Genomic DNA, 12,589 nt, shown 5'->3' on the forward strand with positions numbered 1-12,589 from the left:
CGCCGCCCGGAGCACCGACCGGGCCCGTGTTCCCCGTGGACCCAATGATGTCGGCCACGAAGATGAGCCCGCTAGCGTTCGCGTTGGTCAGATCGGCGATCGTGGCGTTGGCGACGTGGAACACGATGTTGTCGGTGAACTTATCGCTGGCGCCCCCGCCGCACGTGGTGCACTGGATGCCGAACACGAACGAGCCGGTGCCATCTATGTTGAAGGAGCCCGTCGCCACCGCGCGCGTCTGGCCGGTCACGGTCTGGTCGACGGTGGTGTCACCGACGACGAAGGCCCGTGGCGTTGAACTTGAACGCCATGTCGTCTGCGGCGCCTGTCTTTACGAAGGCGTTCGTGCCGGATAGATCCACCGTGACGTCGACGGTGGTCCCGTTCTGGGTGAGGGTCACCGTGCCGAACGGCGGGCTCCCACAACCACCCGAGCAGTGGTCCTCGGTCAGGTCGAACGTGACTGCCTGCGCCGAAGGTGCGGCTGCAATGAGGCCGAGTACTGCGAAACCGAACGCAACCATCCACACAACCCGTCTCATCCTTTTGCTCTCCCCCGTGGCTAAGTCGTTCGAAGGCCCACGCAACCGCATTGACCAAGGCTGTGCCAAGGGCAAGAACCTGAGCCACGGCCGGCTCTGACCGAGAACGGGTGTTATGTTATCTACGCTCCTTCCTCGGTCGTCATACAACGCGGGTCGATTCTATGCGTTTCGCTGGAGCTCTTCGCCGATCTCGGCGAGCCAGGCCTCGGCGACGTCCGGATCGGTCGTGAGCGAGGGGTGGATCTGCAGAGCGATGCTGAGGCGACCGCGGTACGTCACGCAACCGACGCAGATCGGCTGCGATGGCGCGGGTGGAGGGCAGAACACCCATCCGTAGGCCGTGCGCCCGTCCGCCGGAGGATCCCAGAGGCCGAGATTGGAGAACGAACCGACCCAGTGCTTGGGCCCATGAATCTGGAGCCCGATGAAGAGCCGCCGCCCGATGCGTCCGAACAGCCGTCCGAACTGGAACGAGTACCAGTACGCCCAGTGTTGCCCGCGTCGGACGGCGTCCCGCACGCGCGACTGCAGCGCGCTGACCGGCTCGTCTTCGCGCACGGCGATCTCGAGGAATGAGCTGTGGTTGGACGTGTCTCGCGCGAGCTCGACCGGCCCGCGCATGTTGATGGGAACCATCCACGCAATCTCGGCGGGCTTCTTCTCCAGATGCCGGCGCACGACGCGGCTAACTCGATCCAGGAGGAACGTGTTGACGGTGATACCGAGTGACTTCGCGCTCACGAGGACGCGGCGCGACTCTTCCTCGTCGAAGACGCGCGAAGCGATGGCGGAGGGCAGGGCCCCAGAACGGCCCGGCGCGGACAACGCAGGCCAGCGAAATGTCGGCTTTCGGACGAACACGTGCCGTGCCCACGCGCGGAGGACCTGAAAGACTCGCGGCGTCAGGCCCTCCTTGAGCTGCGGCAGCGTTCGAAGCTCGGCGTGGCCGTGCTGGCGGAGCAGATGAGCGAACCCGCCGACTCCGTCGAAGCGGGCATGCGGGAGTGGCTCCCAGACGGGCGCGTCCCCCCTCTCGTCGACGCGGCCAAACCGGATGCTCATGTCCTCCCCGAGGGACTCCATGGCTTCGAACCACTCACCGAGAATGTCGCGGTTCTCCAAGCTCCGACGCCCTATGGTGCGTCAGTTGTAAGCGTGACAGTAGTGACTCTCAAGGTACGGCTCTCACGATCCACGGAGGATCTGACCCCCTTCGAAAGGCGAGTAGTCGAAATATGGAATAATTGCTCATATTACCAGCATGACGCTCATCCAGAAGCTCCGCCCGGCGAGGGCCGCCTATCGGCTGTACGAAAATCCGGATCGTCTTGGCGAGTTTCTCGATCTGGCGGCTTGCCGAGGGACCGCAGCGACGAGGAGATCACGAGCCGCATGGACGCCATCCGGAAGGAGCCAGACCCGAAGAGGCGCAAGGCGCTCTGGGAGGAGGTCCACAAGACCTTCTACGAGCGCGTCCCCGTGATCCGCTACGGCGACCTGTTCGGCCTCCGCGCCATGCAGGTCTCCGTCAAGGGCTTCAACGAGAAGATGGCCTTCCCAAGCTTCTACAACGTGTGGCTGGACAGGTAGCCGCCATGACGACGATCGCGGCCGTCACGGCAGACGGAACTCGTTGCACCCCCAGCGAGAAAGACATCGGGAGCCTTTAGAGCGCTCTGCGCGGCGAGTTGATCCAGAGCGAGCACGGCGGCTACGAGGCCGCCCGACGGGTGTGGAATGGCAACGTCGACCGCGGGCCGGCGCTAGACAGAGCAGCTGGGACCGCAGATGGGAGACTACGTTCTCGTAACCACGACGGAGACGGACGCGAGCCGCCGCCCCAAGACACCGGGTATGATCAACGGCGGCCTCTGGGGCATGTACCAGTGACTCGACCGCGCACCCCAAGGGGCGCAACGAGACGGGCGTCTGGTGACGCCGCCACGACGAGTACAACAAGGGCTGAGCGAAGTCGTGGTTGTCGTGGCGCAACTGCCGGACTGGAGATCTCACGACGCATGGCTTCCGAGCGAGCTTCCCAGCAGGCGTTTTTTGGCGTCTCAGTAGCTGCCCCCGCCCGGCCAGACCGCCGTGTGATGCCAGGGTCAGGTTCTCACAATCCGACATGCTTGCGGAAGTGAGCACCGTCAAGGAGGCTCGCGGCGGAGAGGCGGAGATCAGCCGGTAATCGCGCCCTCAGAGGCGTTGGACACCGTGATCGCGTACTTGTGGAAGACCCCGCTCGTATAGCGCGGCTTGGGCGCCTTCCACTTGGCCAGGCGCTTCTTCATCTCGGCCGCGGAGATCTCGACGTCCAAGCGACGCTTCTTGACGTCGATGTTGATGATGTCGCCGCTGTGGATGGCGGCGATGGGTCCGCGCTCCGCCGCCTCCGGGACGATATGGGCGATCATGAAGCCGTGGGTGGCTCCCGAGAAGCGGCCATCCGTCATGAGAGCGACCGTGTCTCCCAGGCCGGCCCCCTGGAGGGCCCCGGTGACGTGCAGCATCTCCCGCATGCCGGGGCCGCCCTTCGGCCCCTCGTAGCGGATGACGATGACGTCGTGAGGCTTGATCTTGCCCTTCTTGACGGCGGCGAAGGCGTCCTCCTCGCGCTCGAACACCCGCGCGGGCCCGCGGTGGCTGTAGCGGCTCTGGCCCGAAAGCTTGATCACGCAGCCTCCGGGCGCGAGATTGCCGCGCAGGATGGCGATGCCCCCCGTGGGCTTCAGCGCCTCCTTGAGCGACTTGATCACCTGCTGGCCGGCGGGCTCGACCGCCGCGGCGGCCTCCTGCCCGATGGTGCGTCCCGTGACCGTCTTCTCGTTCGGGTGCAGGAGCTCGGCTTCCAGCAGCCGCTTGGCCACCACCGGCATGCCGCCGGCCTGGTACATCTCCGGCGCCGTGTAGGTGCCCCAGGGCTTGAGGTCGGCCAGGACCGGCGTCTTCTTCGAGATGCGGTCGAAGTCATCGAGGGAGAGCCTGATTCCGAAGTCCTTGGCCGTGGCGAGCAGGTGCAGCACGGCGTTGGTCGAGCCGCCCGTGGCCATGACGCCGGCGATGGCGTTCTCGAGGCTCTTGCGGGTGATGAGCGAGCGCGGCGTGATGCCCTTGTTCACGAGCTCCATCACCAGCTTGCCGCACTCGAAGGCGATCTCTTCCTTTCGAGGGTCGATGGCGGGGACTCCGTTCCAGCCCATGGGCGACATCCCGAGCATCTCGTAGGCCGTCGACATCGTGTTGGCGGTGAACTGCCCGCCGCAGGCGCCCGCCCCCGGGCAGGCGTGGTCCTCCACCGCCTTGAACTCCTCGAGGTCGATCTTGCCGGCGTTGTAGCAGCCCACCGCCTCGAAGACGTCCTGGATGGTGAGGTTGCGGTTGGCGAATTGCCCGGTGCCCGCGAAGCGGCCGAACATGATGGAGCCGCAGTAGAGCATGAGGCCGGGGATGTTCATCCGGCCCAGCACCATGGTCATGGCGGGAATGGTTTTGTCGCAGCCCGAGATGGTCACGATGCCGTCGAACATGTGGCTGCGCGCCACCAGCTCCACGGAGTCGGCGATGACCTCGCGGCTGATGAGCGAGCCCTTCATGCCCTCGGTGCCCATGGTGATGCCGTCCGTGATGGAGATGGTGTTGACCTCGATGGGCGTGCCCCCGGCCGCGCGCACCCCCTGCATCACCTTCTCCGCGAGCTTCCGGTGGTTCCAGTTGCACGGCATCGTCCCGATCCAGGAGTGGGCGACCCCGATCTGCGGGCGCGCCAGGTCCTGGTCGGTGAAGCCCACGGCCTTCATCATGGCGCGGGCGGCGGCGCGATCGGTGCCTTCGAGGAGAACGCGGCTCTTGTGGCGGGGGTCGATGGCCATCACGGACTCCTTTGTCGGAGGTCGAAGTGTCGGTGATTCTACAGCAGGTCGCGGAGGGGGACCAGGGAAAGACCCTTGCTCCGGATGGCCGCGATCATGCCGGGCAACGCGTCGAGGAGGCGCGCTCCCGCGCCCGGCACGCCATCGGCATCGTGGAGATCCAAGATCGCCCCCGAGCGCGTGCGGCGGCGCGCGCGCTCGATCTGAAGTCCGGACGGGGCCGGGTGACGTCCTTCCGTCTGCACGGTCCAGAAGACGCAGGGCGTGCGGAGCTTCTTCAGGAGCGGGAAGAGGGCGAGATTGGTCATGCCCCAGGGGGGACGGAAAAAGCGTGGCGACGCTCCCGCCGCCTGCGCGATGGCGGCATGGCCTTGCTCCACCTGACGCATGGTCTCTCGCGGACCGGAGAGCCAGAGGCTCCGGTGACTCCACGTGTGGTTGCCGAGGTCGTGCCCTTCGTCGGCTATTCTCCGCGCCACCGCAGGCTCCCGGACCGCCCGCTCACCGATCAGAAAGAAGCTGGCCTTGATGGCATGCTCGGCGAGCACGTCGAGGACACGCGGCGTATGGGTGGCATCCGGCCCGTCATCGAAGGTCAGGGCCACCTTGCCGCTTCGGCGGGGCCCATGCCAGAAGCTCGTCAAGGTGAGCGCATGCGAGCCCCACGCATAGCCGGCCCACACGACCGGCGGCAGGAGCAGCCAGGCGGCCCGATTCATTCCTGGCTCACGAGGCGCGCTCGCGCCGGACGGCCCGGCCTCCCAGGATCAAGTCCACGATATGCTCGGCGGCGCGGGGTCTCCGGTACAGCCGGATCCGCTCTCGGATGCTCCGGAGCAGGCCGGGATCACGGAGGGTCGCGCCGATCACCCGCTGGAGCTGCGCCTCCGAGCCTGCCACGAGCGCCACACCCGCCATGGCGGCGAAGCGCTCATTGCGGCTCTCCTGACCGGGCAGCGACCCGAAGCAAATCACGGGCAGCTCGGCGGCCAGAGCCTCCGCGAGGGTGAGCCCGCCCGCCTTGGTGACGAGGAAGTCCGCCGCGGCCATGAGCTGGCGCACATTGTCGACGAAGCCCAGCACCTTGACGCGGCTCTCGCGCCCCTGGGCGAGCTGGCCGAGGCGAGCCTCGAGCGATCGCTGGTGTCCCGCCACGAAGATGGACTGGAAGGGCTGCTCCATGGCGAGGACCGTCCGGGCGGCGTCCTCGAGCTTGCCGAAGCCGCCCTCCGACCCGTCCATGAAGAGCAGGACGGGCTGTCGCGGCGAGAGGCCGAGCTGAAGCCGGGCGGCGGGGCGATCCGCCAGCTGGCTGAACTCGCGGCCCACCGGGATGCCCGTGACGCTGACGCCGTCGCGCGGGAGGCCCTTGGCCGTGAGCTCGTTGGCCATCTCCTCGGCGGGCACGCAATAGTGATCGACGTGCGGATGAATCCACTGGGTATGGGCGACGAAGTCGGTGAAGATCGTGGTGTGAGGAGGCACCTCTTCCCCGCGTCCCGAGAGATGTGAGAGGGCCGCCGCGGGGGCCGGGTGGACGGAGATGACGTGGTCGAAGCGCTCGGCCCTCAGGAGGCGCCGCAGCTTGCGCGCCCCGATACGGTTGAAGCCGAGCAAGAACGGCGAGGAGACGCTGAGGCGATCGCCGAGCCAGTACGCTCCGCCCCAGAGGGCGGGCGCTTCCTTGAGAATCCAGTAGTAGAGTCCGCGGCTCCACTCGTCGAAGCGCGGATGGACGAGCTCGCGAAAGTGATCCACCACGGTCGGCACGGCTCCCGCGGCCCGCAATTCCTCGGCGAGCGTCTCGGCCACTCCGGTATGGCCTGAGCCGTAGGAGGCGGTGAGAAGGAGGACGCGGGGCGCGAGTTCCGTCATGGCCGCGGACGCTTGGCCACGAGCAGGGTCAGCTTGCCCGCCTGCGCGGTCTCGCCGCGCTGATTGACGATGCGGCGCTCTTCGATGACCACGCCACCTTCGCGCAGGGAGCGCTTCGTGTGCGAGATCGACACGCTCCGAATGGTGTCTCCCACGCGGATGGGCAGGAGAAAGCGCCACTCGAAGCCCATGAAGGCCAGCACCGCGAGCGGGGGGCGCGGCACCCGCCACCCGAGCCCGGAGGAGAGGCAGAGCGGGAGCAGGTCCGGCACGAGCCCCGGCTCGCGGGAGGCGGTGGTCGACGCCAGCCCGTTGAAGAGCGCGACGTGGGCCTCGGTCACCGTCATGCCGGGCGTCTCCAGCGGCACCTTGAGCTCTACGTCCTCGAAGTAGACCTGGCTCGGGCCGCCCGAAGCGTCGATCGGCGTCTGCACCGGCTTCGTGCTCATGGCGTGCGGCGCTCGAGCAGGTGCGCGGTCTCGCCTTCCTGCACTACCTCGCCGTGCTGGTTGATCACCTGGCGCTCCACCGTGACCAGTCCGTGTCCAGGCAGGGCACCGTCCTCGAGACCGGCGATGCGCGAGCGGGCGTGGATGGTGTCGCCGAGCCGGATGGGTCCCTTGAATTTCCACTTGAGAGCGGCGAGGCTGCCGTGAGCGGCCGTCGGCTCCCCGCGCGAGGCCAAGCCTTGCTGTATGGCGAGCCCGAGGAGCCCGTGGGCGATGCGCTCGCCGAAGAGCGACGCCTTCATGTGCTCGGCGTCGGTGTGAAGGACGTTGTAATCCCCGGAGAGCCCGGCGAAGAGCACGACGTCGGTCTCGGTGACGGTACGTCCGGGAGACGTGTACTCCTGGCCGATCTTGAGATCCTCGAAGAAGACGGCTGATTGGGCGTCCACGACGCGCAAGAATAGCACGCCCGCCGCGAGCCGGGAACCGACCCCGGCCATGGGTCGTTTCATCCGCAGATACGAGAGGTTGTGCTATTCTGGCCGCGCTCGCGGCAGTGCTCGACACCTGGCCGGTGGCCAAACCCACACTCATGGAGGTTGGTATGGAGAATCGACGTCGATTCATCCTCAAGGGGGCGACGCTCGTCGCGGCCGGCGCCGCGGCGGCCACGGCCAACGCTCCTTTCGTCCACGCCCAGCAGCGCTTTCAGTGGCGCATGTCCACGACCTGGACCCCAGCTCTCGACGTGCTACAGGGCTCGGCCATTCGGCTCGGCAAGACGATAGATGAGATGAGCGGCGGCAGACTCAAGATCCAGGTCTTCGCGGGCGGCGAGCTCATGCCTCCGTTCGGCTGCTTCGACGCGTGCTCCCAGGGCACCATCGAGGCCTTCATGGGCGCGCCCTATTACTGGGCGGGCAAGGAGCCGGGACTGCAGTGGTTCTCGGCCGTGCCATTCAGCCTCAATCCGCAGGGCATGATGACCTGGTACACCTACGGTGACGGGCTCAAGCTCTGGGAGGAAGCCTACGCCGCCTTCGGGCTCGTCCCGCGGCCAGGCCCGTCGACGGGGGTGCAGATGGCCGGTTGGTTCCGGAAGAAGATCAACAGCATCGCCGACTACAAAGGCCTCAAGATGCGCATTCCCGGCCTCGGCGGCAAAATCGTGGCGGCGGCGGGCGGTACCGTCGTCCTCACGCCGGGGGGCGAGATCTACACCGCCCTCGAGCGCGGCGTCATCGACTCGACGGAGTGGGTGGGCCCGCACGACGACATGAAGCTCGGTCTGCACAACGCGGCCCGCTACTACTACTATCCCGGCTGGCACGAGCCGGGCACCACCGCCGAGTTCGGCTTCAACAAGAAGGCCTACGATGCCCTGCCCGCTGACCTCAAGCACATCATCGACGCCGCCTGTCAGAGCGGTCAGATTGCCGGCCTCGACGAGTACGAATACAAGAACACCCTCGCCCTCCAGAAGCTGAAGACCGAGTTCAAGACCAAGGTCGAGATCTTGCCGCTCTCGTCGGCGACTCTCAAGGAGCTCAAGAAGCTGTCCGATCAGGTGCTCAAGGAAGAGTCGGAAAAGAGTCCGATGGCGAAGAAGACTTACGCCTCTGTCAGGAAGTTCGAGGGGCAGCTCAATGACTGGCGCCTCATCTCGGAGGGGGCTTACCACTCCCAGATCGCCAGCGCGTAGGCGGGAGATAGGCGGGGAAACGGAACGGGCGGCGCCCAACGGCTCCGCCCGTTCGTGCTTCCGACAAGCTCGCTAGCGGAGGGCCCGGATCAGCCAGGTGGCCAGCGAGGGGTACACGATGACGAGAGTCAACCCGATCAGCTGGAGACAGACGAAAGGCACCACGCCCCGGTAGATGTGAGGCGTGGTGATCTCGGGCGGCGCCACGCCTCTCAGATAGAAGAGCGCGAATCCGAAGGGCGGCGTGAGGAACGAGGTCTGCAGGTTGACGCCGATGACCACCCCGAGCCAGACGGGGTCGAAGCCGAAGTGGGTCACGAGCACCGGGGTCAAGATGGGGACGTGGATGAAGCAGATCTCGAAGAAGTCGATGAAGAAGCCGAGCAGGAAGATCACGAACATGACCACGGCGAGGACGCCGTAGGGGCCGAAGGGGAGGCCCTTGAGGAAGTCCTGGATGAGGTGATCGCCGTTCAATCCGCGAAACACCAGACCGAAGCAATTGGCGCCAACCAGAATGATGAAGGCCAGGCTCGTGATCCGGGTCGTGGCCTCCATGACCGAGCGCAGCATGGGCATGGAGAAGCGGCCCTTGGCGATGGTCAGCACCAGGCCGCCCACCGCGCCAACAGAGGCTGCCTCGGTCGGCGAGGCGATGCCGGCGAAGATGGAGCCCAGCACGCCCACGATCAGGACGAGGGCCGGCAACAGCGCGATGCTGACGCGCTTGAACGCGTCACCGCGAAAGGCCGCCAGCTCCTCGGCCGGAATGGCCGGAGCGAGATGCGGCTTCACCCGCCCGAGGATCGCGATGTAGATGATGTAGAGCGCGACGAGCACGAATCCCGGGATGACCGCGCCGATATAGAGGTCACCGACCGACACGCCCATGATATCGCCGAGGAGGATGAGGATGACGCTCGGGGGGATGATCTGGCCGAGGGTGCCCGAAGCGCAGATGGTTCCGGCGATCAGCTCCTTCTGATACCCGCGGCGCAGCATGGTCGGCAACGAGACCAGACCCATGGTGATGACGCTGGCCCCGACGATGCCAGTCGAAGCAGCGAGAATGGCACCCACGACGACCACCGAGATGGCAATTCCGCCCCGAAGCTTGCCAAAGAGGAGGGTCATGGTCTCGAGCAGCTCCTCGGCCAAACCTGATTTCTCGAGAGCCACCCCCATGAACACGAAGAGGGGCACGGCCAGGAGCGTGAAGTTCGTCATGGTGCCCCAGATGCGGAGGGGAAGGATGTCGAAGAAATTGGTGTTCAGCACGCCCAGCGCCATACCGGTCAGGCCGAACGAGAGCCCCGTGAAGATCAGGCTGAAGGCGACGGGAAATCCGAAAAACAGGAAGGCGATCATCCCCGCGAACATGAGGGCGGCGAGCGTCTGGTCGAGGCCGGGCATCAGTGGATCTCCTTGACCCTGACCTCGGGCTCTTCCCACCCCATGGCCCAGAAGAAGTTCTTCACCGTCTGGGAAAAGGCCTGGATCATGAGGATGACGAAGCCTACGATGATCACCGATTTGAGCAGGAAGCGGAGCGGGATGCCGCCAGGGTCGGGCGAGCCTTCGAAGACGCGGTAGGAGTCCCTGATGAAGGGAATGCTCGTCCACACGATCATGATGGCCGAGGGATAGAAGAAGACGAGATAGAGGATGAAGTCCGACCAGGCCCGCTTCCGCGTCGACCACTTCGAGTACACGATGTCCACGCGCACGTGCTCGTCATAGAGCATGGTGTACCCCGCGGCCAGCATGTACACGATGCCAAAGAGGTGCCACTCGAGCTCCTGCAGCCAGACCGTGCTCGTACGCAAGGCATAGCGCAGAACGACATCCGTGAAAACGACGAGCACCATGAAGAGCATGATCCAGGAGACGAAGCGGCCGAAGCGATCATCGAGAGCGTCGATCTTGCGAGCGATATTCCTCAGGATCTGCGCCACCAGCACCTCCATGGGCGGGACGGAGCCGCAAAATACCGGGGACTATTACATAGGCATCAGGGCGGGTCAAGGTGAGTCGGGGCCGTTTGACTTGAAGTCTGACGCATGGGGATATCTACTAGCGAGGACGGCCGCCGACCTCGAGGAGGCACGGAGGGACCTGACATGGGAATCCATCGTCGGTTCATTCTCAAAGGCGCAGCCCTCGTAACTGCGGGCGTGGCGGCCATGGTTGACGCCCCGAGCGTCCATGCCCAGTCGCGCTTTCAGTGGCGCCTGGCCACGGCGTGGCTGCCCAATCTCGACCTCCTGCACGGCTCCGCTCAGCGTTTCGCCCGCATAGTGGACGAGATGAGCGGGGGCCGGCTCAAGATCCAGGTGTACGCGGGAGGCGAGATCATGCCAACCGGCGCGTGCTTCGACGCCTGCTCGCAGGGAACCATCGAAGCCTTCTTCGGCTCCTCGCACTACTGGACGGCAAAGGACCCGGGCTTTCTCTGGTTCTCCAAGGTGCCCTTCGGCCTCAACGCGCAGGGCATGATGGCGTGGTTCCTCCAGGGCGACGGGCTCAAGCTCTGGGAAGACGGATATGCGCCGTTCAATCTGGTGCCCCGGCCCGGGCCCTCGACCGGCCTGCAGATGGCGGGGTGGTTCCGCAAGAAGGTCGGCAGCCCCGGCGCCTTCAAGGACCTCAAGATGCGAATCCAGGGCATCGGAGGCAAAATTCTCGCCGCCCTCGGTACGACGGTGGTGCTGACACCCGGCACCGACATCACCGCGGCCCTCGAGAAGGGCGTGATCGATGCGGCGGAATGGGTGGGCCCGCATGACGATATACGCCTCGGACTTCCCGCGGCCGCGCGCTACTACTACTACCCGAGCTGGCACGAGCCAGGCTCGACCTCGGAGTTGACCTTCAACCGGAGGGCGTTCGACGCCCTGCCCGCCGACCTCCGCCACATCCTCGAATGGGCCTGCCAGAGTGTGCAGGTCACGAGCTTGGCCGAATACGAGCACAAGAACGCTCTCGCCCTCGGACGGCTGAGAGCCGACTTCAGGGGCAAGGTGGAGATCTTGCCGCTGTCGAATGCCACCTTGAGGGAATTGCGAAGGATCTCCGAGCAGGTACTGAGAGACGAGGCGGAGCGAAGCCCCCTGGGCCGCAAGGTCCACACGTCGATGACCAATTTTCAGGCCCAGACAAATGACTGGCGCCTCATCTCGGAAGCTGCCTACCATTCATTGATCGCTCCGCACGCCGCCAACTAGGCCGGCAAGCTTGACAGATGGAAAGCCCGCCACTTAGACTCAGACCGACCGGTCGGTCGGATCTCTATCAGGGAGGTATCATGCTTGCCGCCGAACCTCTTGCCGCGCGCTTCAGAGACTCCCGTCTGCAGCCGCTCTGGGACAAGGTGCGCGCCGGCCAGCGGCTCAGCCGGGAGGACGGTCTTCTCCTCTTCGAGACGGAGGATCTCCACGGGCTCGGCCGCATGGCCGACTTCGCCAAGTCGCGTCTGCACAGCGACCAAGTCTTCTTCGTCCTCAACCGTTACATCAATCCGACCAATGTCTGCGTGCTCTCCTGCTCCTTCTGCGACTTTGCCAGGAAAAAGGGCGAAGAAGGCGCCTTCGAGAACTCCATCGAGGACGTGCTGGCCATGATCAAGCCCGGCACGCGCGAGGCCCATATCGTGGGCGGCCATCATCCCGACTGGCCGTTTGAGTACTACGAGCGCCTCATCGGCGCCATTCACGCGGACCGACCGGAAACCCAGATCAAGGCCTTCACGGCGGCCGAGATCGACTATCTCTGGCGGCGCTGGAAGATCGAGCCGCGCGAGGCGCTCGCGCGGCTCAAGAAGGCGGGCCTGCACTCCATGCCGGGCGGCGGAGCCGAGGTCTTCTCCAAGCGCCTGCAGAAGGCCCTGCACTATACCGGCAAGGCGGACGCGGATCGTTGGCTCGAGATCCACGGCATCGCGCATTCCCTCGGGATCAAGACCAACGCGACCATGCACTACGGCCACATCGAGACCATGGCCGAGCGCGTAGGGCACCTGCTGCGCCTGCGCGAGCAGCAGGACACCTCGGGCGGCTTCCTCACTTTCATCCCGCTGGCCTACCAGATCGGCAATACGAAGCTCGTCCCGCGCCAGACGCCGCCCACGGATGACCTCCGGACCATCGCCGC

14 protein-coding genes are annotated in these 12,589 nt (G+C 65.7%); 4 read left to right on the forward strand and 10 right to left on the reverse strand.

What is annotated here, in order from left to right:
• The 3 genes from VGT00_17210 to VGT00_17220 form a co-directional block, all read right to left on the reverse strand.
• The coding region (locus tag VGT00_17210; GenBank protein ID HEV8533166.1) for a hypothetical protein at positions 1-250 on the reverse strand (250 nt) is incomplete at its 3' end.
• A 19-nt stretch (positions 251-269) separates the two neighbouring features.
• Positions 270-530, reverse strand: a complete 261-nt coding sequence (locus VGT00_17215; GenBank protein ID HEV8533167.1) for a hypothetical protein — start codon at positions 528-530, stop codon at positions 270-272.
• A gap of 174 nt (positions 531-704) precedes the next feature.
• The gene (locus tag VGT00_17220) at positions 705-1,607 is read right to left on the reverse strand and encodes a hypothetical protein (protein HEV8533168.1); all 903 of its coding nucleotides are present in this window, start codon (positions 1,605-1,607) and stop codon (positions 705-707) included.
• A gap of 330 nt (positions 1,608-1,937) precedes the next feature.
• Here VGT00_17220 and VGT00_17225 point away from each other — a divergent pair, with 330 nt between their 5' ends.
• Positions 1,938-2,135, forward strand: a complete 198-nt coding sequence (locus tag VGT00_17225) for a hypothetical protein (GenBank protein HEV8533169.1) — start codon at positions 1,938-1,940, stop codon at positions 2,133-2,135.
• Between the two features lie 587 nt (positions 2,136-2,722).
• Here VGT00_17225 and ilvD read toward each other — a convergent pair.
• Genes ilvD through VGT00_17250 form a run of 5 tightly spaced genes read right to left on the reverse strand, consistent with a single transcriptional unit; the run spans position 2,723 to position 7,238 of the window.
• Complete coding sequence (ilvD, locus tag VGT00_17230) at positions 2,723-4,414, reverse strand: dihydroxy-acid dehydratase (GenBank protein ID HEV8533170.1); 1,692 nt, start codon at positions 4,412-4,414, stop codon at positions 2,723-2,725.
• Positions 4,415-4,452: 38 nt separating this feature from the next.
• Entirely contained in the window at positions 4,453-5,133 is a 681-nt protein-coding gene (locus tag VGT00_17235) for a polysaccharide deacetylase family protein (GenBank protein HEV8533171.1), read from the reverse strand.
• Positions 5,134-5,140: 7 nt separating this feature from the next.
• Positions 5,141-6,289, reverse strand: coding sequence for a glycosyltransferase (locus VGT00_17240; GenBank protein HEV8533172.1), 1,149 nt, complete (start codon positions 6,287-6,289; stop codon positions 5,141-5,143).
• Positions 6,286-6,738, reverse strand: a complete 453-nt coding sequence (locus tag VGT00_17245; protein ID HEV8533173.1) for a hypothetical protein — start codon at positions 6,736-6,738, stop codon at positions 6,286-6,288. The genes VGT00_17240 and VGT00_17245 overlap by 4 nt, the downstream gene beginning before the upstream one ends.
• Positions 6,735-7,238 carry a MaoC/PaaZ C-terminal domain-containing protein gene (locus VGT00_17250; GenBank protein HEV8533174.1) on the reverse strand — a complete coding sequence of 168 codons (504 nt, stop codon included), beginning with the start codon at positions 7,236-7,238 and terminating at the stop codon, positions 6,735-6,737. Before VGT00_17250 ends, VGT00_17245 begins: the two co-directional genes overlap by 4 nt.
• Before the next feature lie 104 nt (positions 7,239-7,342).
• Between VGT00_17250 and VGT00_17255 the strand changes: the two genes are divergently transcribed.
• The gene (locus VGT00_17255; protein HEV8533175.1) at positions 7,343-8,440 is read left to right on the forward strand and encodes a TRAP transporter substrate-binding protein; all 1,098 of its coding nucleotides are present in this window, start codon (positions 7,343-7,345) and stop codon (positions 8,438-8,440) included.
• A 72-nt stretch (positions 8,441-8,512) separates the two neighbouring features.
• Here VGT00_17255 and VGT00_17260 read toward each other — a convergent pair whose 3' ends face one another.
• Together VGT00_17260 and VGT00_17265 are read right to left on the reverse strand one after the other, a co-directional pair.
• On the reverse strand, positions 8,513-9,853 hold the full coding sequence (locus tag VGT00_17260) for a TRAP transporter large permease subunit (GenBank protein HEV8533176.1): 1,341 nt from the start codon (positions 9,851-9,853) through the stop codon (positions 8,513-8,515).
• Positions 9,853-10,395 (reverse strand): TRAP transporter small permease subunit, encoded by a 543-nt coding sequence (locus VGT00_17265; protein HEV8533177.1) that lies wholly within the window; start codon positions 10,393-10,395, stop codon positions 9,853-9,855. Before VGT00_17265 ends, VGT00_17260 begins: the two co-directional genes overlap by 1 nt.
• A 165-nt stretch (positions 10,396-10,560) precedes the next feature.
• Between VGT00_17265 and VGT00_17270 the strand changes: the two genes are divergently transcribed.
• Both VGT00_17270 and VGT00_17275 read left to right on the forward strand, forming a co-directional pair.
• Entirely contained in the window at positions 10,561-11,664 is a 1,104-nt protein-coding gene (locus VGT00_17270; protein ID HEV8533178.1) for an ABC transporter substrate-binding protein, read from the forward strand.
• Between the two features lie 80 nt (positions 11,665-11,744).
• The coding region (locus VGT00_17275; protein HEV8533179.1) for a radical SAM protein at positions 11,745-12,589 on the forward strand (845 nt) is incomplete at its 3' end.

This window comes from Candidatus Methylomirabilota bacterium, from assembly GCA_036002485.1.
Taxonomy (GTDB): domain Bacteria; phylum Methylomirabilota; class Methylomirabilia; order Rokubacteriales; family CSP1-6; genus AR37.